Below are 22370 nucleotides of genomic sequence, written 5' to 3' on the forward strand. Positions count from 1 at the left end.
TCCCTGATCCTCTGGCGGCGACAGAGGGCACTCAGCCCGTTGCCGAGATCCGTCACCTCGGTCCAGTAAGGAGAGTCGGGACTGCGCTGGGCCTGTCCGTCCGGAACCGCACGCGGTCCGGGCAGGGTCCGTCGGCACCGGCCGCATCGGACCGCGTTATGCCTCCAGCCGCACACCATTTGGCCGCCAATCGATATCGTATGCCATCGGAAGCGGGCACCCTTGGGTGGATGAGGTTGTCGGATCCACTGACCAGGATCGGCATCTGCCTGCAGATACATGCCAAGAACCCTACCGTGCCTTGGCTTGAACTAAGTTTCGCCGCCGGTCTTCCGGTTTCATTCGGAACCATGTCAACATGCAGGCAGCTCAAAGGCGCTCCCCACGCCCGCAAAGCGATGTCGATTCATCGTTTGAGCTTCGGTCGCATGATGTGACGGTGCCGGATTGGCGCCATCTGTGCGGCTTCGACCGGTTCTCGCAGCCCCACGATGTCGAGGAGTACAAATGATCAAGGCCCTCAAGGTGTCGGCCGCCCTGTGCACAGGCGCCCTGCTGGTTCCCGTTCTGGTGTCGTACGCGGCAGGAACCGAACCGGAAGGCGCCCCGCTCGCCGGTTCCGCCCCCGCGCGGTCCGCCACTGACACCCCGGAGAACACAGAGAAGCTGAAGGTGGACTACGAGAACGGAGCCCTGAACTCCGGAGTGGACGGCCTGAGCACGACGCACGCGACGGCGTCGGACGCTTCCGGTGTTGTGCGGCCCGGTTCCGGGAGCTCGTACGCGGTTCAGCACAAGGTGACGCTCGGCGACGCGGGATACGAGTCCAACGGCGCGCCGCGGAGCGAGAGCGCGACGGATCTGCTCCCCTCCGGGCAGTTCGACGTCGGTGACGTGCACCGCTATGAGTTCAGCGTGCTGCTCAAGGACTGGAAGACCTACACGCCTGGTGACAGCGACTCGGGCGACATCGTCTTCCAGGGCAAGTACGCGGGTGGCAACGTCCCGGCGTTCTACCTCATGGCGAAGCGCAACGAGGTCGCGTTCCGGTCCCCGCACCTGAATCAGCAGACCACGGTGGTGCCGGACCTCCGTCCGTACGTGAACAAGTGGATGAGCTTCCGCGTGGACGCGCGATGGACCACCGACGAGACGGGCTACTTCAAGGTCTCCGTGCGGCTTCCGGGCGAGTCCGGCTACAAGTCCGCTGTCTCGTACGAGAACGTGCGCACGTACCAGCCGGAGAACCCGGCCGAGCACGGCTACATCAAGTGGGGGCTCTACCGCCCCTCGGAGTCGATCGAGAACGGTGACGTACCCACGCGGATCGTCCAGCACGACGACATTCGCATTCTCGACCTGTCCTGACGCGGATCCCAGCAGCTCCAGCAGCTCCTGCAGCCCTTTCGGCAGCTGCATCTCCGCGCCCCGGATCAGCAGACTCAACACCCCCCTTGGAGTACAGATGACCCATACCCGTTCGCTGAGCAGGCGCCGGCTGATCCAGGCCGGTGGTGCCCTCGGGCTGGCCACCGCCGCCGGATCCCTTGTCGCCCCGCAGGCCGGAGCGGCAGCCGAGGTGGCGGCCACGACGGAGGTGACGGATCTGGGGCCGGGGCTGGTCCAGTTCTCGCTGATGAGCGGGTTGCTGGTCGGCGACACCGTCTACGTCGGCTCGCGCAACCTGGCCCCCTCCAGCGTCGTCGGCTTCCATCTGCCGAGCAGGAAGGTGGTGTCCTCCACCGATCTCGACGCGGGGCCGGAGCCCTCGATCCAGGCGCTGGCGGCGGACCCCACCGGCCAGTACCTCTACATTGGTGTCCTCGTCAAGTCCGATCAGGGCAAGCCGAATCTCTACCGGTGGGATCTGAAGACGCCCGACAAGCCCGCCGTGCCCATCGGCAGGACCGAGGACCGCGATATCCGGGACCTGGCCGTCGCCCCCGACGGCACGGTCTTCGCCGTGGGGGGCGTCCCGGACAAGCCGCCCGTCCTGTGGCAGTACGACCCCACCACAGGTGCTGTGACCAATCTGGGTGCCCCTGATCCCAAGGCGACGCTGGCCAGGGCGGTCGCGGCCACGGACACCACCGTCTTCTTCGGTGCGGGCAGCGTCCTTTCCGGCGGGAGCGGCGCGAGCAAGGCGTCCCTGTACGCGTTCGACCGCAAGAGCCGCACGTTCACCTCGATCGTGCCCAAGGAGATGGAGAAGGACCCCAGCCTGCGGGAACTCGCCGTCCAGGACGGGAAGCTGATCGTCGGCACGTCGGGTGCGGTCGATCCCGCGAAGCTCGCCGTGATCGACCTGGATGACTTTTCCTCCTACAGCGTGGTGAAGACCGAGGGCGCTGTCATCAAGGCGTTCACCTCCGACGCCGAGCGGATCTACTTCGCCTCAGAGACGGGAGTGGAGGCCTACGCGAAGGCCGACGGGACGATCTCCCACGTTGAGTTCACCGGGCCGGATCTCGGTGAGATCTGGGGTCTTGACCACGCCGACGGAACGCTTGCTGTCGTCTCGGGCTACGGTTTCGTGGCCGAGATCGATGTGTCGGCCAAGACCTCGGTGATCACTGACCTGCACGAGGCGGGAGCCAAGGCCGGACCACAGGCAGGCATGGGGATCGCCGCCGGACACGGGTATGTCTACCTCGGCGGCAACGGCGCCATCGCACGGCACAACCTCAGGACCGGCGAGGTCGTCAACCTGATGGCACCGGGCGAGGCCAAGGACGCCGAAGTGATCGAAGGCCTCCTGTACACCGGCCAGTACAACGCGCAGGGCATCTGGCGATACGACTCCTCCCGGCGCCGGCAGCCGCAGCAGGCGGCGAAGTTCCCCAGCGAGCAGAACCGTCCGCTGGACCTCTCGTGGGACCCGGACAACAAGCTGCTCCTCGTCGGCGTGCAGTCCGATACCGAGGGTGGCGGCGCCCTGTGGACGTACTCTCCCGGGACCGGAAAGTCGGCGTCATACGTCAATCCGATCGACGACGTCCAACTCGTACGGGCGGTGGCCAACCGGGACGGCGTCGCCTACCTGGGCGGTGACAACGCAGCCAAGGAGGGACCCCGCGCCACCGTCGTCGCCGTCGATCCGGCCACCGGCAAGGAGCGGTGGCGCGTCGACACGGAGCAGCCGGCGGGCGTGGCGGCGCTGGCGGTCCAGGGCCGGAACCTCTACGGCCTCACCACCAAGGGAGGGCTGTTCGTTATCGACGTGAGGGCGAGGAAGGTGGTGCACACCGCGGACGTCAGCAGTGTCAGCGCGGGCTTCGCGGCCATGGTCACCAACCGGGGCACGGTCTACGGCGTCTCGGACACCACACTCTTCCGCTTCCATCCGAAGACGTTCGCCGTCACCACGGTCGTCGCCGACATCAACGGTGCCTGGTACAGCGGCCCGCATGTCAACGTCCACGAGGGCCTGCTCTACACACTCCGCGGTGGCAACCTCGTCGCAGTCGACGACAGGCCGTCGCACTGACCCTGCCACGGGTTCGCCGATCCGGCTCGGACGCGGGTCGCGGCTCCGGGAGGAGGTGTTCGCAGTGACGTCCCGTCTGGCAGGGGCTGCAGCAGATCGTGCGCCGGGGCAGCACCAACGCGGTGCGCTTTCGGCGCGCGATGACGCTGCTGGCCTCGGCCGGCGGGAATCGGGTGCCGGTGATCGCCCGGCTGATGGCGGCCGACGAGAACACCGTGCGTGAGTGATCCACCGGTTCAACGAGATCGGCCTGGCCTGCCTGGACCCGCGGTGGGCGGGAGGCCGTCCCCGCCTGCTCAGTGAGGACGACGAGGACTTCGTCGTCCAGATGGCCACCACCCGCCCCACCAAGCTCGCCCGGCCTTTCAACTCGCTGGTCGCTACGCAAACTCGTCGCCTACCTGCGTACAGTCCACGGCCGAGTGATCCATCCGTATCGGCCGCGAGGCATTACGCGGCCTGTTCGCCCGCCGTGGAGCCACCTTCCAGCGCACCAGGACCTGGAAGGAATCCACCGGCCCGGACCGCGAGGCGAAGCTGGAACGGATCGAGCACGTCCTGGACCGCTTCCCCGACCGCGTCTTCGCAGACCCGGAGCCCCGAACGGGGCCGGTTCAGAAGAGGACGGCGCCAGAGAGGAATGACTCAGGAGGCGGACGGCTCGATCTCCCCCGCGAAGACGATGACCTGGTCGATGAGGCTCCGCCGCAGATGGACGACGTCCGTTCCCGCCAGGCGGGGGCCTCCATCCGGCGTCGTGAAGACCCACTGGTACCGGGCCCACTCGTCCGGCATGTCCACCGCCGAACAGCGCACCATCGTGCCGGTCCCCGCGGGGTGGCGCCGGATGTCCAGCACGAACCGCTCGACCGCCTCGATCCCCTCACTGCGGCCCAACGGTCCCCAGAAGACCACGTCCGAGGTGAGGGCCTGGGAGAGCAGCGCAGTCACATAGCTGTCGTCCGATGCGTTGAACGCGGAGATGAACGTGTCGATCGCGGATCGCGCCGTCTCTTCCTGCATGCACCAGTAATACCACCCGCCTCGCGGACCGCGCTCGTCCCGTGAGCCGTCTCCCGACCACGGTGAACCAACCCGGTCACAGCACTAGGCAGGTAGACCCCAGACGGCGTCCGACCGGTTGACGATCTTTCGAAGTTCGCGGGCGCCACGTGGCGGCAGAGCCTGCATCACCGTGTCGAGGAGAGCTCGGGCCTCGAGAGGGTCCCCGCAGCAGTACCAGTGCACGTTGCCGCACTCGTAGTCGTGCCACAGAGCACGTTCTGTCTGGTGGACGTAGTCCTTCCACAGGGCCACAGCCGTGCTGACGTCGCCCGGCCGCAGATAGTTCCGGGTGCGCTCGAGCTCGATGATCTCGGACAGGGCACGCAAGGACAGCCCGTCGATGACGGGCCGCGCACCCGTTGTCCGGTGGTCGCCGGCGGTGGCACGGCCCCGCCCTGGCCGCCTACGCGGCATGGACCTTTCGGTTCGTCGTCATGCGGTACATGGTGCCACGGCCGCGAACGGAATCTCGAACGGATTTCGCCCCCAGGCACTCGCCTGCACACCTCGGTCCTGAGGGCGTAGCGGTGTCGTTGGTATCGCTCCGGAGGGACGACTCACGACGACTTGCGGCGAAATGGGTCCGGTCTCCGGGCGAAGTCGTCAGCGGCCGAGCGTTTCGGCTGCGGTGCTGATGACCATTCATATTCTGTGCTCATGGTCTTGGCGAACATTGTTGGGCGGGCGCAGACCATCTGTTTTCGGAAGGCCAACCCAAAAAGAGGAGCGTGGAGGGTTGTTCGATCGATGTTTTGCGTTTCCGGATGAATTACGTGTGGCTGAGCGGTCCTACCCAGCGCGTGTCGGAATCATCGGCGGCGGGCTGGCGGGGCTGGTTTCGGCCTATGAACTCCAGCGGCGTGGGGTGGACGCCGTGATCTATGAACGAGCCGGACGCCCCGGGGGACGGGTCCGCACGCACCGGTTCTGGGACGGCACATACGCCGATGTGGGCGCGATGCGCATCCCGGGGAACCACGAATGCGTGCTCCACTACGTGCGGGAGTTCGGGCTGCAGACCCGCCCCTTCATCAACCTGAATCCGGACGGCTATTACCATCTGCGTGGCCGGCGGGTGCGTTTGAGCCAAGTGCAGCAACTTTATTCGGCCTACGGTATCGATGCCACAGGCCGGGACGGACCGAGAGCGTGGTTGGACAGCGTGCTGCGTACCGCGTGGGACGCGCTCTCTCCCGCACAGCAGCTGAGCGTCCTGGAAGGCGACTGGCAGGACGCCGCCCTGGACGAGTTGATGTCGACCTCCTTGTGGCAGTTCGCACGCCGGGAATTCTCCCAGGACGCCTGGGACCTGCTCGGGCACACCAGCGGACTGGTCCACTACGAGCACGCCTCCCTCCTTGAAGTGCTCGTCGACTACTTCGGTCTCTTCCACGCCGCACCCCTCGAAATCAAGGGCGGGATGGATACGCTGATCCGCGAGTTCGTGCGCCGCCTGAGGCCGGGCACGCTCCGCCTGTCCACGCGTATCGACGCCGTACACCTGTTCTCCGACACGGCACGGATCAGCGGTCAGTGCGTGGGCCGACCTGTCGACGAGTCATACGACGCCGTGATGGCCTGCGTCCCGCTGACCACGCTCGACCAGATCGCCATCACCCCGGAGCTGCCCCACCGGCAGGCACAAGCGGTCCGCAGTCTCACCTACGCGAGCAGCACCAAGACCCTGGTGCACCTGCGCCGGCGAAGCTGGGAGATCAACGACGGCATCTACGGTGGCGGGAGTTTCACCGACCTCCCCATTCAGCAGTGCTGGTACCCGTCGGACAACGCCCGTGCTTCCCCCGTCGCCGGTGTGCCCTCGTCCCAGCGGCTGACCGCCCGGAGCACCGAGCTCTCACACGAGCCAGGGGTACTCACGGGCGCCTACCTCTGGGGCCCGCACGCGCGGCGCTTCACCACGTTGACGCCGGCGGACCGCGACCGGATCGTGATGCGAAGCCTGGAACAGCTGCATCCGGGCATCTGCGACGACATCGACGACATCCTGCACTGGGACTGGGACAACCAGCCCGGTATGAGCGGCGGGTCCTTCGCCTATCTCGCTCCGGGCGAGCACACGAGATACCTCGGCGGCCTCGCGACGCCGCACCCGGCGAGCAACCCCCGCCTCTTCTTCGCGGGCGAGCACCTCTCGGCCGCCCACGCGTGGATGCAGGGCGCCGCCCAGTCCGCGCTGCACACAGTCGGCCGCTTGCTCGATCGCCTGTCCACCACCGAGGCAGGGCTGGACGCGCACCGGGAAGAGGAAGCCCTCATCAGACAAGGAGCGACGTCATGAGCACGCAGGACCAGCAGAACAGCCGCGGCCGTCCGCCTCTGCACATCCCGGACCTCCACAAGGCCTTCCTCGCCCCTCCGGGCACACGCGAGCGCATCGGCCTCGAAGTCGAGGCAGGTGTGCTGGACGAGACGACCGGTCTCGCCGCTCCGTACGACGGGCCACACGGCATGGCCGCCCTCCTGCAGCAGGTAGTACAGAAGTGGGGCGGTTCACCACAGAGGGCCGGGGACGTCCTGACGGGAGCTCACCTCCCGGACGGGACGAAACTGACGCTCGAACACGGCGGCCAGCTCGAGTACTCATCGTCTCCCACGGACAACCTCGTCACGCTCGTGACGGCCATGCGCCGCACCATGGAAGACCTGGCCGGCCTCGCCCAGCAGCACGGACTGGCCGTCGTCCCCGGCGGGAACCTCCCTTTCAACCAGGTCGACACCGCCACCTGGGTCCCCACCGTGCGCGGCGGAGTCATGCGAACGTACTTCGCCGGACTCGGCCCGGAAGGCGAGGGGGCACCGCACATCATGAAGCTGTCGACCTCGACCCAGACCACCCTGGACTACCTCTCCGAGGACGACCTGGCCTCGAAGCTCCGCGTCCAGGTCGCCGCCTCGCCCGTCGTCGCCGCGCTGCTCGTCAACTCGCCGCTGTACGCGGGACAACTGGACGGGGTCCTCTCCCACCGCTGCCGCGACTGGCTCCGTATGGACCCCAGGCGCGTCGGTTCCCCGGGCCCCGCACTGCGGACCCCGCTCACGGCGGAGGCCCTCACCGACTGGGCACTGGGCCTGCCCATGATCTACCGCCACGGCCCCAGCGGCTACCGCCTTGCCGGCCCCCAGACATTCGCACACCACCTCCGCGAGGGCTTCGACGACGGCACCGCTCCGGACTGGGACGACTGGCTCTCCCACCTCGACCAGGTCTATACCACCGTCCGGGTCCGTCGGACCCTGGAGACCCGCGCGCCGGACGGCCCGCCGTACCCGCACATTCCCGCGGTCCCGGCCCTGTGGACCGGACTGACGTATCACCCGCCTTCGCGTGCGGCCGCCTGGGAGCTTCTCCGGCACTACACGCCCGAGGAGGGCAACGCCGCGCAGCGCGCCTTGCCCACGGACGGACTGGCCACCCGGCTGGGCGGAGACACCGTCCGCGACCTGGCGGGCCACCTGCTCACCCTGGCGCGCACGGGTCTGCGGGCCCGCGTCCAAGCCGGGCTCGAACAACCAGAGGTGCTCGCCTACCTCGACCCGCTCGACGAGATCCTGGACACGAACGAAACGTTTGCCGAGCAGACCGCACGCCACTGGCAGACCACCTACCGCAACGACCCCGCCCGCTACATCGCGGCACATCGAATCCCACCCGCCACCTGACGCGGAGCAGCGCATCGCCCGGCGGAACGGCCGGGCGGGACCACGCGTCGTTCACGCCGGCGCCGGGTGGGCCGGCAGGCCTTCCACCCGTGGACCGGAACGGGGCGGGGGAGCGGGACCGTCGTGCATCACCCCCGTAACAAAGTGATCCACTTCCTTGTGCGGGCCGCCTCCATGCCCGTGAAGTGGGCTGATGCACTTTTCGACAGCAGGCGGTCCGTTCTTCCGCCACCTGCGCATGCGGCATGCGGTGGCGGCTTCCCTCGTAGCGGTGGCGCTGGTGGCCTACCTCGTCCTCCTCCCGTCCGACGGCCCGCGCTCGGTGCCCAGCAGCCCCTGCAGACCCGCCGGTTCGGTCGATTCGGTGCGCGAGGACACCCCCGCGAACCCCGACCTCGACGGGGACGGCTACGCCGACCTGGTGTACGAGAACTCCGACACCGAGAACTTCGACGTGGTCGTCGTGCCCGGTTCCGGGCACGGCCCGGACCACGACCGTACGACCGTCCTCACCCGCGACGACCTCGGTGTGCCGGACGACATCCAGACGGGCGACGACCCGTGGCAGCCCACGGTCGCCGACCTGGACGGGGACGGCCACGCCGACCTCGTAGTCAGCGGCGCCGCCCGGATCCTGTGGGGAGGCTCCAAGGGCCCGCAGGCCGGCGGAGCGCGCGGGCGCGTCCCACTGCCGGGCAGCGGATACAGCACCGCGCCGATCGCCGGCGACTTCGACGGGGACGGCCACACCGACCTGGTCGTCTTCAGGTCCTCCAACGAGGACCAGGAACTGGTCGTCCTCAAGGGACCGTTCAAGCGCTCCGGCGCCCCCGCCCGGACCGTGGAGATCCCCAGTCCGGTCCGCGAGGGCGCGTCACCCGTGCTCGTCGCCGGGGACGCGGACGACGACCACGCCACCGATCTCGCGGTCTACGACTCCCCGTGGGACCCGCCCCTGCTGTTCACCGGCGGCGCCCGTACTCCCGGCGGCCTGAGCAAGGAGCCCGAGCGGCTGCCAGAGGGCGAGAACGTCGTCTTCGGCGACTTCGACGGCGACGGGCGACGCGACGTCGCCATCGGCCGGAGCTTCGTCGACGGCGATGACGAGCTCGACACACCCCACCGGCGCGGCCAGGTCAGCGTCCGCTACGGCAAGGAGCCGGGGAAGTGGGTCACCATGGACGGCGGCGACTACAAGGAGGGCTTCGGCACCAGGCTCGCCACCGGAGACTTCAACGGCGACGGCTGCGACGACCTGGCCGTACAGCTCACCAAGAAGAAGGAGACGGGGGACGCGCGGATCGAGGTGCTGCGGGGCGGCTCGGAGCAAGGGCTCGGGTCCAAGCCCTGGCGCGCCACCAAGCGCTCCGTGCCGGGTGACTACGGCCCCGCCGACGGCTCGCTCGTCACCGTCCACGACTGGGACGGCGACGGCCGCGCGGAACTGGCCCTTTTCGGCGGGGACAAATGGTGGATCACCGACGGCACGGCCCGCGACGAGGCGTCCTTCCCGTTCACTCCGGGCAAGGGCCGGCGTTCGTAGGTTCAACCCGGTTCGGCAGCCGAGCGTGCGCGCGCGGCCGTGCCGCCGATGTCCCGGAGGTCGACGGCGTCCAGGACATCGGCGGCACGGCGCGCACCAGCTGCCGACGCCGGGTCAGTGCGTCCCGTAGCGGATGACGTGGGTGGGGACGACGGTCCTGCGGGCAGGGATCGGCCCGGTGGCCGAGCCGTTGATCCGGTCGATGAGCATCTGGCCCGCCCGCCGGCCGATCTCGTCGGCGTCGTACGAGACGATCGTCAGCGGCAGGCCGAGGACGTCCGCGAGGTCGAAGTCGTCGAAGCCGGCGAGTGCGACCGGCCTGCCGAGCTCCCGCACGGCGCGGATGGCGCCCTGCGTCAGGCGGTTGTTGGTGCAGAACAGCGCCGTCGGCGCGTCCGGCGCGTCGAGCAGCGCCCGGGCGGCGGCCTGCGCGGTGGCCACATCGGTGAGCCCGCGCCGCACCCGGCTCTCGGCCGGTTCGATTCCGGCGCTCTCGTGCGCGGCCCAGTAGCCGCGGAACCGCTCCGCTCCGGTGTAGAGCGCGGGCGGGTTGCCCAGGAAACCGATGCGGCGGTGGCCGTCCGCGATGAGCTGTCCGGTGGCCTGCTCTGCGCCGCCGAAGTCGTCGACCAGAACGCAGTCGGCATCCATCCCGGCGGGCGGCCGGGACGCCAGCACGATCGGCATGCCGCGCAGCGCCGCGGGCGCCAGATGGCGGTGACTGCTGCCCGCCGGGACGACGATCATGCCGTCGACCTGACGGGACGCCAGGTCCTCCACGAGCCCGCGCTCCTTGTCGACCTGTTCCGCGGTGTTGCTGAGCAGCACCCGAAGACCGTGCTCGGACGCCACCTCCTGCACACCGAGCGCCAGACGCGAGTAGAACGGGTTGGCGAGGTTGGTGACGACCAGCCCGATCATCCCGCTGCCGCCCAGCCGCAGACTGCGCGCCGTCTCGTTGCGCCGGTAGCCGAGCGACTCGACGGCGGCGAGCACGCGCTCGCGCGCCGTCTCGCTGACCCGGGCGTCGTTCTTGAGTACCCGGGAGACGGTCATGGCGCTGACACCGGCGCTGGCGGCCACGTCGCGCATCGTCGGGGCGGCGCCGTCGCCCGACCGGTGCTGTGCCATGGGCGGTTCTCCTGCGGGGTCGTCGGGTGGCCGGTGGGTCGCGAACGCCGTCATTCTAGGTCCGTACCGGGGGAGCGGCGGCCCCGTGCAGAGCCCAGTGGGCGGCGCCGATGAGCGGTGCTTCGGCAGGGCGCATGGCCGTGACGGTCACGGGCGCGGTCCCGGGGGCCCACGACTCGAAGCCTTCCCGGACGGCCGGCTCCACGAGGTCCCAGGAGCCGGTCATCGAGCCCCCGACGACCATGAGGTCGGGCCGGAACCGTTCGCACCAGGGAGCGAGCGCCCGTCCCAGTGCGCCGAAGCAGTGCCGGACCGTACGCAGGGCGTGGGCGTCCCCGGCGCGGGCCGAGCCGGCGATGTCGTGCACGTCCGGGAGCGGTCCGGTGCCGGGCACGGCGGCGGTCCGGGCGTAGAACAAGCGGATCGCCCGTCGCGAGACCACCTCCTCCAGCGGGAGCCCGTCGACGGCGAGCCGGTGAACCCTGCCGTCGGGCGGCACGTCGGGGCCCGACACGACCGGGTGCCCGCCGTCCAGGAAGGAGGAGCCGACGCCGGTGCCGAGCGTGATGCACACCGCCCTGCGCCGCCCTGCGGCCGCGCCCGCCCGGTACTCGCCCATGGCGAAGGCATCTGCGTCATTGACGAAACTGATGCCGCTCGGGGCCCCCGGGAGCCGGCCGAGCAGCTCCGCGCCCACGTCCACACCGTGCAGCGACTCGAACTTGCCGATTCCCCGGAAGCGCCCGACCCCCGTGGCGTAGTCGAAGGGACCCGGTATCGCCACGCCCCAGTGAGCGGCTTCCGGGACGTCCACGCGGTGGGCGACCGCGGCGATCGCGTCGAGGAGTTCGCGGGCAGCCGCGTCGGCGGGGACCGGTTGCCGTACGGCCGAGAAGGGGGCGGGCAGCCGGGCCCCGGTGTCGATGACGGCGGCCGTCACATGTGTGCCGCCGATCTCCAGCACGGGAACGTGGCTCATACCCGCGTCACCAGGGACTTCACCACGTGCACCGGCCCGCTGCCGACCGGGTGCAGCCGGTAGGGGCCGACGGACGCGGGCACGGTGAGGGTCTCGGCGAAGGCGAGGTCATGACGGAGACCGCCGGCGGTCTCCACGACGATGCCGTCACCGGCCGAGACGTTGAGGATGTGGAAGCGGCCCGCGGTGTCGTCCTCCGCGGCCTCCGGTCCCTCGATCACGAAGCGGTGCACCGCGTAGAACATGTCGGGCAGGGCGCCGACGACCTCCTCGCGCCAGCCCCGGCCCTCGCGCAGGGTCCGCGGCTGCTGGACGAGGTCCTTCAGGACGTCGTCGCCGCGCCGGGAGGTGTCGAGGTTGGCGAAGGCGTGCGCGTACGAGAGCGGCCGCGGCGCACCGGAGACGCCCCTGCGCAGCCAGTCGTAGAAGCGCAGCGAGTAGAGGTAGGGCGTGGCGCTGATCTCCAGGACGAGGTTGCCCTCGCCGGACGAGTGCGGGGTGCCGGCCGGGATCATGAACAGCTGCCCGGCGTCCGACGGGTGCTTCATGACGTGCTCCTCGACGCGCAGCGGGAGCCCGTCCGCAGCGGCCGCCTCGACCTCCTTGCGCATGACGTCCACGTCAGTACTGTCCCGCAGGCCGAGATAGACCTGTGCGCCGGGTTCGCTCGCGGTCACGTAGTACGTCTCGTGCTGGGTGTACGGCCAGCCGAAGGTCTCCCGCATGTACTGCTCCTGCGGATGCAGGTGCAGGGACAGGTTGCCGCCGCCGACCGTGTCGAGGTAGTCGAAGCGGATGGGGAAGGACGTGCCGTAGCGGCGGTGGACGTCCGGGCCGAGGAACTCCTCGGGGTGGAGTTCGCAGAGCAGCTGGAAGGGGATCTCCACCTGGGCAGTCTCGTCCTGGCCGACCAGGATCCCGGCCTCGGGGGCGATGAGCTCGTAGCCGAGGGCCGTGTTGCCGTTCGGTGGCTCGAAGCCCAGCTCCCGCACGGCCCACTGTCCGCCCCACGGGGTGGAGTTGAAGAAGGGGCGGGTGCGGACGGGACCGGTTGCCAGAGCGGCGAGGGTGGCGCGCACGGCGTCGCCGTCCAGCGAGGCGGGACCCTGCTCGCCCTGAAGGTCGACCCATCGGTCCACCCGGTGGGCGACGGCGTCGCGGTGGCGGTCGCCGACAGGCCAGTCGGTGTAGAAGAGGCTGCGCAGCTCACCGGGGGTCCCGGGACGGCCGAGGTTGGCACCGAGCGGCAGTTCTCCCCGGGTGACCGCCTCCTCCGCGTACCGCTTGGGCAGGTCGGCCCACCACAGCAGATCGGGCTCGGCGAGGGCGGCTCCCGGGCCGAAGACCAGCAGGACGCCGGCCTGCGGGCGTCGCTGGAGAGGCGGCTTCTCGAAGAGGTCGCCCATCGAGAACTCGGCGAGGGGCAGGAAGAACGGGTCCGCGTCCGGGCCCGGGACACAGAGCCGTTCGACGGCCGCCGCGGACCAGAGGTCACGCACGTCGCACAGGGCGACCTCGGTGCCCCGGACGCGGAGGGCGGCGGCGAGGGAGCCCGCGGCCTCCTCCCAGTCCAGTGCGGCGGGCCCGTCGAGGGCGAGGACGGTGGCGGCCGTCGGCAGGGCCGCCGCGGCGGCCGCCCAGCCGGTGACGACGGTTCCGCCGGTGGCGGCGTACCGAGGGTTGCGTTCGTAGGGACGGGGCTGGTGCACAGATGCTCCTGAGGACGGGGACCGGCAAGCGGCTGAATGGTATCGATAACACTCCACGTGAACAAGGTGGGCGAGATGATGACCAGTAAGTACCCGCCCTGAAGTGCAGATCTGTAGAAGTGCAAGAGAAACCCTTGTCTCGACCTCATGGTGTCGTTAACATCCTGGCAATCCGGAGCGCGGAGACGAACGGCGTACGCGCATCCGGTGGATCTCCACACCGCGCCCCGGAGCCACGGATCCCCCGGGGGTCCAGAGGGAAGTGAACCCATGAGATCAACCGGCGGGACGACAGAGCAGTCGTCTCCCCCGCTCCGCCGACGCACCGTGCTGGCGGGCCTCGGGGCCGGCGCGGCGACCGTGCTGGCCGGCGGCTGCGCGCGGGGCGACAGCACCGCCTCCATACCGGGCACGACGTCACTGGCCAACGACAACGCGACCTGGGACGCGGGCTATGTCGCGGCCGGACGCGAGCTGAAGAAGCTCACCGGCTACGCGCTGCGCCCGCTGTCCAACCCGAACCCCACCGCCTACACGCAGGTCACGCAGATCTCCCTGCAGACGACCAAGGCGACGGACCTGATCAAGTGGCAGTCCGGCTACAACCTCAAGCAGCTCGCCCGCACCGGCAGCCTCAGCGATCTGACACAGGTGTGGGAGGCGTACGAGCGCAAGGGCTGGGTCACCAAGTCCCTGCGCGACGCGATGTCCTACCGGGGCTCCGTGTACGGGGTGCCCCTCTACCAGTCGTACTACGTGCTGTTCTACAACACGCGGTTGTTCGACAGGCACAGACTGCGGGCGCCGGAGACCTGGGACGAGCTGCTGCACAACGCGGAGGTGCTCAAGAGGGCCGGCGTCACCCCGTTCGTCGCCACGCAGAGCGGCAACTGGCCCGCGTACGAGTGGTTCGAGGAGCTCATCAGCAAGGTCGACCCGGTCTTCTACGCCGACCTGATCGCCGGCCGGGCCCGGTACACCGATCCGCAGGCGCACAAGGCCATGCAGATCTGGCAGGACTTCATGAAGAAGGGCTGGATGACCCCGGCCGACTTCGACCAGAACAACGGACCCGCCGCTCTGAAGACCGGCAAGGTCGGCATGTTCCTGCACGGCTCCTGGCAGTCGCAGGGACTGGCGGCGGCGGGGATGAAACCGGGAGAGGGCTTCGACGCCTTCGTCCTGCCTCCGGTCGACGCCTCCACGAAGCGATCCGTGATCACCGAGGCGGGCGTCCTCGCCGTGCCGGAGAAGGCCGTGTCGCGCGACGCCGCCATGGCCAACGCCGCCCACTGGCTGCACCCCTCCGTCCAGCGGGTGTGGACCGACTTCCTCCAGGACGGCTCGGCCAACCCGCAGGCGGTCACCTCCAATCCGGTGCTCGCCCGCCTCCGGAAGAGGGCGCAGCGCGAGCACTGGACCGAACTGCCCCGCTACGGACAGTCCGGGCCGCCCAACCTCATGCAGGGAAACACCGATGACCTGGGAGCCTTCATGACGCAGGCCATGTCGCCCGAGGCGACGCTGCGCAGTATGGCCGGCCGCGCCTCCAAGGAGTGGGCAGCCTGGAACAAGGACGAATCATGACATCGGCGGTCGACCGGCGCCCCACGGCGGCCCCCTCATCCGTCCCGTCGCCCGTACCCCCGGTGCGCACACCTCCACGCAGGCTGAAGGACAGGCTGGCCGGAGCCGGCTTCCTGGCGCCCGCCGTCCTGTTCGTCGCAGCCCTGCTCCTCACCCCGTTCGCGGTGACGCTGTACCGGAGCTTCTTCAGCGACGGCCGGGTCTCCGGCTTCGACTGGTTCACCAACTACGGGCTCTTCCTCAGCGATCCGGTCCTCGCGAAATCCATCGAGAACACCCTGATGTGGGTGGTCGGCACGGTCGCCCTGCCGCTGGTCCTGGGTCTGGGTATCGCCGTCATGACCAACGGATCCGGGTGGTCCCGGGTGGCGCGGCTGCTCGTGGTCCTGCCCTACGCGATCTCCGGCTCCGCCGTGGCCGTCGTGTGGAACTTCATCCTCACCACGGACGGCGCGGCCAACCAGGCCCTCCAGGCGCTCGGCCTCGGCTCGTTCGCCCAGGGCTGGCTGCTCGAATGGCCGGGCAACACCCTCGTCATGATCGTCGCCAACACCTGGCAGTCCACCGGTGTGGCCGTGATCCTCTTCCTGGTCGGTCTGCAGACCATCCCGCCGGAGACCCTGGAGGCCGCGTCCCTCGACGGGGCCGACGGCCTGCGGAAGTTCTGGTACGTCGTCATGCCGCAGCTGCGGACCGTCTCCGTGATCGTCGTCGGCAGCAGCCTGGTCAACGGGCTCAAGTCGTTCGACCTGATCTGGGTGCTGACGCAGGGCGGCCCCGGCCGCAACTCCGAGACGCTCGCGGTCTCGATGTACCAGGAGACGTTCCTCGCGCTGCGTCCCGGCGCCGGGGCGGCGGTCGCCGTCGTCCTCACCGTCATCGTGCTGCTGGCCTCCTGGCTGTATCTGCGGCGCCAGCTGACCCCGAAAGGCGCATGAGCATGTCCACCCGCCGTATCACCGCCGGCACCGCCGTCCGCAACACCGTCCTGGTGCTCGTCTCCCTCCTCTGGGCCGTGCCGACCTGGCTGCTGGTGGTCAACGCACTGGTGCCCGCCGCCGAGTACGGCGGCAGCCCGCACTGGCTGCCGCACGGGGGATTCGGCCTGTTCGACAACATGTCCCAGGCGTGGACCCGGGCCAGGCTGGGCCCCGCGATGGGCAACAGCCTGCTGTACGCGGTGACCAGCTCGGCCGCGGCGATCGTGGTCGCCACGACCGCCGCGTTCGCCACCGTGATCATGCCCGTGAAGCGCAAGGCACTGTGGTTTTGGCTGATCTACTCGGGCACCCTGCTGCCCCTCCAGGTCTTCCTGCGGCCGCTGTTCCTCGCTTACGCGCGCACCGGCCTCTACGACGCGCAGATCGGCCTGTTCGTGGTCTATGTCGCGGTGGCGATCCCGTTCGCGTACTTCATCATGCGCAACTTCGCCCAGACCCTGCCCGGTGAGGTGATCGAGGCCGCGCGGCTGGACGGCGCGTCCTGGTGGCGGGTCTTCTGGCAGATCCACGTGCCGCTGTCCAGGTCCGCGATGGTCGCCGCGTTCGTCTTCCAGTTCGTCGCCGTCTGGAACGACCTCCTCTTCGGGATCACCCTGTCCACCAGCCGCAACATCCGTCCGGTGATGGCCGCGCTCGCCGAACTCCAGGGCAACTACTCCAACGTCGGCCCCCCGGTCGTACTGGGCGGAGCGCTCCTCGTCTCGCTGCCGACCGTCGTCCTGTTCTTCTCCGCTCAGCGGTTCTTCGTCAGCAGTCTCAAGCTCGGCTGACCCCGGCCGCCGAGGCGGCACGCGACAGCCCGCCCGCCGCCTCGGACCAGCGGCCCCCGCCCCGACGCCCCGAGCCGAACCCGAAAGGCACCCCGGTGAAGATCCCCGCCCGCACCGCCCTCGCGCTGGCCGCCGCCCCGCTGCTGTGCGCCGCCCTGTGCCCCACGCCCGCTGCCGCCGCGCAGCCGGCGGCGAACCCGTGGAAGGACCGCGCGGTCCACACGTACGACGCACTTCAGAAGCACCTGTACCAAGGGGCGGAGGCGCACGGCCTGTACATGGAGAAGTTTCCGCGCCAGGGCGCCGACAACGCCCACTCCTACCTCTGGCCGATGCGCGAGGCGGCGGCCGCGACGGTCGATATGGCCGGCCTCCCCGGTGAGGGCGGGACCTACACGGCGGACGCGGCCGAGCGCTTCGCCACCCTGGAGCTCTACTTCGAGCCCCGCGACGGCCGGCCCGGCTACGACTCGTACCTCCCCGCACCGCTCGGCCAGGGCGGCGACGTCTTCTACGACGACAACTCCGTGGTGGGCCTTTCGCTGCTGGACCAGTACCGCGCCACCGGGGACACCAGCTACCTCCACCGGGCGGAACTGACCTTCGACATCGTCGGCCGAGGCTGGGACGACGACCCGGCCAAGGAGTGCCCCGGCGGAATGGACTGGGTCGACTCCCCGGCCAACACCATGCGCGCCGCCAACGTGACGGGCCTCGCCGCGGAACTGGCCGCCCGCCTCCACCAGGAGACGCACAAGAGCCGCTACCTGACGAGCGCCCAGAAGTGGTACGAGTGGAACTGGTCCTGCCTGCGCGAGTCCCCGGGCCTCTACCGCAACAGCCGGGGTGACGACGGAACCGTCGACCCCACCCTGTGGAGCTACAACTCCGGTGCCATGGTCGGCGCCGCGACGACGCTCTACCAGGTCACCGGGGACCGCTCCTACCTCAAGCGCGCCGTGCGGGACGCGGACGGCTCGCTCGCCTACTGGAAGCAGGGCGAGCGTCTGCACGACCAGCCGGCGATCTTCGACGCGATCTACTTCGACAACCTCCGGATCCTGGCCGCGGTGCACCCCGGCCAGGACTACCGGCAGGTGGAGAAGGCCTACGCCGAGCGCACCTGGAAGGAGAACCGGGACCCGTCGAACGGCCTCTTCCGCTTCCAGCCCTCGGGCGGCGGCGACTACGACGCGTCCGCCCCGGCGGAGACCCTCGAACAGTCCGCGATGGTCCAGATCTTCGCGGGCCTGGCCACCGACGGCTCCTGACCGTAAACCCCGCCGTCCGCCCCACGTCCTGCTACTCGCCCCCGAACCGGCACCACGCCAGAGCGGAGAAGCCTCTCCATGCCCCGCCCCGACCTGTCCCGCCCCTCCTGGTGGGACTCCGACATCGCCCGCGACATCCTGCGCGACCGTGGCGTGAGCGCCACCGGCGTCCTCGGCGGACACACCGTCCGGCTCTCCTGCGAGCCACTTCTGCGCCATGACGGCGACGGCGGACTCCTGCAGTCCGTACGCGTACGGGCCGGCCGTCCCCTCACGCGGGCCCACGTCACCACCCTGTCCGGTACGTCCGTGCGCTGCGAGCTGATACCCGGCCCGGACGGCGACACCCGGCTGCTGGTCCCCGAGGTGGACTCGCCCCTCGCTGTCCAGGTGGAACTGCCCGAACTGGCGCCGGGCGAGCGCGTCGAGGTGCTGCTGACCCCCCAGCGGCACTGGACCCTGCACCTGGTGCAGCACGCCCACCTCGACATCGGCTATACGGACCCGCAGGGCACGGTGCTCGCCGAGGGCCGCAAATACCTCGACTCCCTCCTCGAACTGTGCCGCGCGACGGACGACCGGCCCGACGCCTCGATGTTCCGCTGGGCGGTCGAGGGCTTCTTCAGCTTCGAGAACTGGTCGGCGAACCGTCCGCCCGAGCAGGTGGCCCGGTTCCTGGAGCGGGTGCGCGAGGGCCGTATCGAGCTGACCGCGATGCCGTTCAACCTGCACACGGAGACCTGCTCCACCGACGAACTGCACGAACTCCTGCGACCTGTACGGGAGTTGCGTGAGCAGCACGGCATCGACATCACCACGGCGATGCAGACGGACGTCCCCGGTCAGGTCGTCGGGCTGCCCGACGTACTCGCGGACAGCGGCATCCGCTATCTGTCGGTGGCCCACAACTGGGCCGGGCGGGCGGTACCGCACCACAACGGCGGCGGGGAACTGCCCCGGCTGTTCAGGTGGCAGGCGCCGAGCGGACGCAGCGTGCTGGTGTGGCGCACGGACACCCCGCACGGGCTGGCGTACATGGAGGGCTCGATCCTGGGCTTCGACGAGTCCTTCGACCGGGTCGACGACCTCCTGCCCCACTACCTGTCGGCGCTGGCCACCCACCAGTACCCGCACGAGGGGCGCGGCATCCCCGGCTTCCCGGTCCTGGACGAGGAGTTCAAGGGCGACCCGTACCCCTGGGACATCCTGCACCTGCGGGTGCTGGGCAAGTTCGCGGACAACGGTCCGCCGCGCCGGGTCATCGCGGACACCGTGAACCGGTGGAACGAGGAGTGGGCCTTCCCCGCCCTTCGCACCTCACGCAACGAGGACTTCTTCGCCGACGCGGAGGCCCGTTACGGCGACCGGCTGGAGACCTTCGAAGGCGACTGGAGCGACTGGTGGGTGGACGGGGTCGGCGCCGGTGCCGTCCCGCTCGCGGCCACCCGTGACGGCCAGGCGGCGCTGGCCGACGCCCAGTCGGTGGCCGGTCACGCGGAGATCCTCGGCGCGGCGGGCGCCGGGATCACCGCGGCGGCCCCCGACGTCTACCGGGCGGCCTCCCTGTTCAACGAGCACACCTGGGGCGGCGGCGACCCGTGGACGCACGGCGATCACGGGCATGCGTCCGGGGAGCGCCAGTGGCACTGGAAATACGCGCAGGCGCTGCGCGCCCACGACGACGCGAAGACGCTCCTCGACGGTGCCGGTGCGGCCCTCGGCGGCCGGCTCCCGCCGCGTGCGGGCACCCTGGCCGGCTACTACGTCACCAACACGTGCAGCTGGACCCGTTCGGAGACGGTCCGGCTCTTCCTCCCCGAGAGCACGGTCCTGCTGGAGGACCCGGTCCGGGTGCTCGACGCGCGCGACGGCTCACCGCTGGACCACACCGAGGAGGCGCAGACCAACGAACTGCACCGGGCCGCGGGCCGTTTCCTCCTGTTCCGGCTCGCCGATGTGCCCGCGCACGGGGCGGTGCGCGTGGACATCGTCGCGGGGGAGGGGACATCACCCGCCGCCGCGACGGACGACGCGCAGTCCACCGTCCTGGAGAACGAGTTCCTCCGGGTGAGCGTCGATCTGCGGTCCGCGTGGATCGGCTCGGTCACCGACAAGCGCACCGGCCGGGAACTGGTGCGGCAGGACGCCACCCTCGGGCTCAACGGCTACATGTACGACGAGTACGCCACGGCGGGCGGCTTCAACCACCAGTCGAGCAAGACCACCGCGAACGGCTCGATGCACCTCCTCGCCTCCCGCACGGCTGCCCCGCCGGCCGCGCTGGTGGACCGCTTCCGTGACGCCACCGGCGAGACCCTTGTCTACGAGTGCGCACCGGCCGGCACCGAGCTGCTGCGCGTACGCGTCCATCTCCCGCACGGTCAGGCCCGCATCGATCTGGAGAACCGGATCGTGAAGCGCGCGACGCTGACGAAGGAGAGCGCGTTCTTCGCCTTCCCCTTCGCGATGCGGCAGCCGGCCGTCCGGATGGAGGCCACCGGAGGCATGACGGGCACCGGTCTGCCGACCGTGCCGGGGTCCGCACAGCACATGCGCGCGGTGCGGCGCTGGGTGAGCTTCGAGGAGGACACCGTGGTCGCCGCGGTGGCCACCCAGGACGCCCCACTGGTGCAGGTGGGCGGGATCGCGATCCCGTACGCGCCCTATCCGCAGTCGCTCGCCCAGGACGAACCCGGCACCCTCTTCTCCTGGGTCCACAACAACATCTGGGACACCAACTTCCCCTCAGAGCAGGCCTTCGACCACGTGTTCCGCTACAGCGTGGCCATGGGGGAGGCTCCGCACATCACCGGACCCGAGCTGGGCATGCGCACCGCGGCCGCCGGCAGCCGCCCGCTCCTCGCCGTACGCGCCCTGGCCGAGGAGACCGGGGAACCGGCGGCCGGCTACGGACTGCTGACCGTCAGCGACCCGAGGGTCCGTGTCGTCGGGCTCACCGTTCCCGCCCCCGGACAGGTGCTGGTCAGGCTCCAGTCCTACGCAGAGGAGCCGGTCACCTGCCGGATCACCCCCGGCTTCCCGGTCACGGAGACGGTGGCCGCCGACTACCTCGGCGCCGCCGGTGCGCCCCTGGAGGCGGACGCCGGGGGCGCACCGGCCATCGACGTGCCGACGCTGGGGACCCGGGCGGTGCTCCTGCGCCTGTAGCCGCCAGGTGCGGGTTCGGACCGCTGCCGGAGCACGCCGCCCGGTGGGCCGGGGCGTGGACAGTCACCGCTGTCCACGCTCCGGCCCCTGCCCCGAGAGGCGGGCATCACCGGTACACGTCCGCGTCCACCGGCTCGTCCGCGTTCTCGGAATCGATCAGGAAGCGCCAGCAGTCCGGGCGCGAGCCGTCCAGGTCGGGTGAGCGCCACCGCGGTCCCACCGTGCGGCTCCAACTCGTGAGCGAGCACGAACGCCATGCGCAGCACACTGTTCTTGACCAGCTCGTAGAAGTACGAGTTGCGGTAGCGCGCCGCGTTGTACGCCGATGTTCCATCGGTCATCTCGACCACGAGCCCGCCCGGCCGGCGCACCAGCAGCGGCAGCAGGAAGTGGCTGGTGACCGCGTGGTCTCCACGCCCAGCCGGAGCAGCCGCAGCCCGTTGTCGAGGTCGTGTTCCCACACCGGTTCATCGAACGCGAACAGCTTCTCACCGCCCCAGATGTCGTTGACCAGGACGTCGAGCCGGCCCTGCTCGGCATCGATGCGTCCGGCCAGCGCACGGACCTCCTCGGCCACCAGATGGTCGGCCGGCACCGCGATACCGGTTCCGCCCGCAGCGGTGACGAGCTCCGCGGTCTCCTCGATCGTCTCGGGCCGGTCGTACTCCGAGCGCCGCTCCCGCGTCGTGCGCCCGGTGACGTATACGGTGGCGCCCGCGGCGCCCAACCGGACCGCGATGCCGCGCCCCGCGTGGCACCCGCGACCAGGGCGATCTTCCCTTCGAGGTCCGGTTCCGGTGTTCCGGGCATGAATCCCATGGAGTTCCCTGTCTGTCCGCACGGCTTGGCCCGCGCTCCGTTGTCGGCGCCGACCGTCCCGCCATGCTCGACCCGAAACCCGACATCTTGTGTCGTATATGCCGGGAAGGACCCCCGCGAGTCGTTCTGCTCGCGGGGGCCCTCCGCTCCGGCGGCTGC

At 70.0% G+C, this 22370-nt stretch carries 15 protein-coding genes and 2 pseudogenes; 11 read left to right on the top strand and 6 right to left on the bottom strand.

Annotation, left to right across the window (positions count from 1 at the left end):
* Positions 1-507: 507 nt before the first annotated feature.
* From OG892_RS38665 to OG892_RS38675, 3 genes and pseudogenes are all read left to right on the top strand, one after another.
* Complete coding sequence (locus tag OG892_RS38665; RefSeq protein ID WP_328864201.1) at positions 508-1368, top strand: heparin lyase I family protein; 861 nt, start codon at positions 508-510, stop codon at positions 1366-1368.
* A gap of 97 nt (positions 1369-1465) precedes the next feature.
* On the top strand, positions 1466-3487 hold the full coding sequence (locus tag OG892_RS38670) for a PQQ-binding-like beta-propeller repeat protein (RefSeq protein ID WP_371631519.1): 2022 nt from the start codon (positions 1466-1468) through the stop codon (positions 3485-3487).
* A gap of 140 nt (positions 3488-3627) precedes the next feature.
* A pseudogene (locus OG892_RS38675) lies at positions 3628-4084 on the top strand (transposase); the annotation flags it as partial.
* Between the two features lie 48 nt (positions 4085-4132).
* Here the strand turns inward: OG892_RS38675 and OG892_RS38680 are convergent.
* On the bottom strand, positions 4133-4510 hold the full coding sequence (locus OG892_RS38680) for a nuclear transport factor 2 family protein (protein ID WP_024757633.1): 378 nt from the start codon (positions 4508-4510) through the stop codon (positions 4133-4135).
* Positions 4511-4594: 84 nt separating this feature from the next.
* Positions 4595-4966 (bottom strand): hypothetical protein, encoded by a 372-nt coding sequence (locus OG892_RS38685; RefSeq protein WP_371631520.1) that lies wholly within the window; start codon positions 4964-4966, stop codon positions 4595-4597.
* A 361-nt stretch (positions 4967-5327) separates the two neighbouring features.
* Between OG892_RS38685 and OG892_RS38690 the strand changes: the two genes are divergently transcribed.
* From OG892_RS38690 to OG892_RS38700, 3 genes are all read left to right on the top strand, one after another.
* Positions 5328-6851, top strand: coding sequence for an NAD(P)/FAD-dependent oxidoreductase (locus OG892_RS38690; RefSeq protein WP_073733814.1), 1524 nt, complete (start codon positions 5328-5330; stop codon positions 6849-6851).
* Positions 6848-8233, top strand: a complete 1386-nt coding sequence (locus tag OG892_RS38695) for a glutamate-cysteine ligase family protein (RefSeq protein WP_371631521.1) — start codon at positions 6848-6850, stop codon at positions 8231-8233. Before OG892_RS38690 ends, OG892_RS38695 begins: the two co-directional genes overlap by 4 nt.
* A gap of 193 nt (positions 8234-8426) precedes the next feature.
* The gene (locus tag OG892_RS38700; RefSeq protein WP_371631522.1) at positions 8427-9776 is read left to right on the top strand and encodes an FG-GAP and VCBS repeat-containing protein; all 1350 of its coding nucleotides are present in this window, start codon (positions 8427-8429) and stop codon (positions 9774-9776) included.
* 114 nt (positions 9777-9890) lie between these two features.
* Here the strand turns inward: OG892_RS38700 and OG892_RS38705 are convergent, their stop codons facing one another.
* The 3 genes from OG892_RS38705 to OG892_RS38715 are packed head-to-tail and all read right to left on the bottom strand — an operon-like array spanning position 9891 to position 13595.
* Positions 9891-10907, bottom strand: coding sequence for a LacI family DNA-binding transcriptional regulator (locus tag OG892_RS38705; RefSeq protein WP_328864195.1), 1017 nt, complete (start codon positions 10905-10907; stop codon positions 9891-9893).
* A gap of 55 nt (positions 10908-10962) precedes the next feature.
* On the bottom strand, positions 10963-11886 hold the full coding sequence (locus tag OG892_RS38710; protein WP_371631523.1) for an ROK family protein: 924 nt from the start codon (positions 11884-11886) through the stop codon (positions 10963-10965).
* On the bottom strand, positions 11883-13595 hold the full coding sequence (locus OG892_RS38715; RefSeq protein WP_371631524.1) for a class I mannose-6-phosphate isomerase: 1713 nt from the start codon (positions 13593-13595) through the stop codon (positions 11883-11885). Before OG892_RS38715 ends, OG892_RS38710 begins: the two co-directional genes overlap by 4 nt.
* Before the next feature lie 270 nt (positions 13596-13865).
* On the opposite strand from OG892_RS38715, the gene OG892_RS38720 reads away from it, so the two are divergent.
* The 5 genes from OG892_RS38720 to OG892_RS38740 all read left to right on the top strand — a co-directional run bounded on the left by OG892_RS38720 (position 13866) and on the right by OG892_RS38740 (position 21392).
* Positions 13866-15182: an ABC transporter substrate-binding protein gene (locus OG892_RS38720; protein ID WP_371631525.1), complete on the top strand. Its 1317-nt coding sequence runs from the start codon at positions 13866-13868 to the stop codon at positions 15180-15182.
* Positions 15179-16120 carry a sugar ABC transporter permease gene (locus tag OG892_RS38725; RefSeq protein WP_328864191.1) on the top strand — a complete coding sequence of 314 codons (942 nt, stop codon included), beginning with the start codon at positions 15179-15181 and terminating at the stop codon, positions 16118-16120. The genes OG892_RS38720 and OG892_RS38725 overlap by 4 nt, the downstream gene beginning before the upstream one ends.
* 2 nt (positions 16121-16122) lie before the next feature.
* Entirely contained in the window at positions 16123-16953 is an 831-nt protein-coding gene (locus tag OG892_RS38730; RefSeq protein ID WP_371631526.1) for a carbohydrate ABC transporter permease, read from the top strand.
* Between the two features lie 95 nt (positions 16954-17048).
* Positions 17049-18224 carry a glycoside hydrolase family 76 protein gene (locus tag OG892_RS38735; RefSeq protein WP_242436567.1) on the top strand — a complete coding sequence of 392 codons (1176 nt, stop codon included), beginning with the start codon at positions 17049-17051 and terminating at the stop codon, positions 18222-18224.
* 78 nt (positions 18225-18302) lie between these two features.
* Positions 18303-21392: an alpha-mannosidase gene (locus tag OG892_RS38740; protein WP_371631527.1), complete on the top strand. Its 3090-nt coding sequence runs from the start codon at positions 18303-18305 to the stop codon at positions 21390-21392.
* On the opposite strand, the pseudogene OG892_RS38745 reads toward OG892_RS38740, so the two are convergent.
* Positions 21290-22202: pseudogene (locus OG892_RS38745) on the bottom strand (SDR family NAD(P)-dependent oxidoreductase). The gene OG892_RS38740 and the pseudogene OG892_RS38745 overlap by 103 nt on opposite strands.
* Positions 22203-22370 lie beyond the last annotated feature (168 nt).

The organism is Streptomyces sp. NBC_00341, assembly GCF_041435055.1.
Classification (GTDB): Bacteria; Actinomycetota; Actinomycetes; order Streptomycetales; family Streptomycetaceae; genus Streptomyces.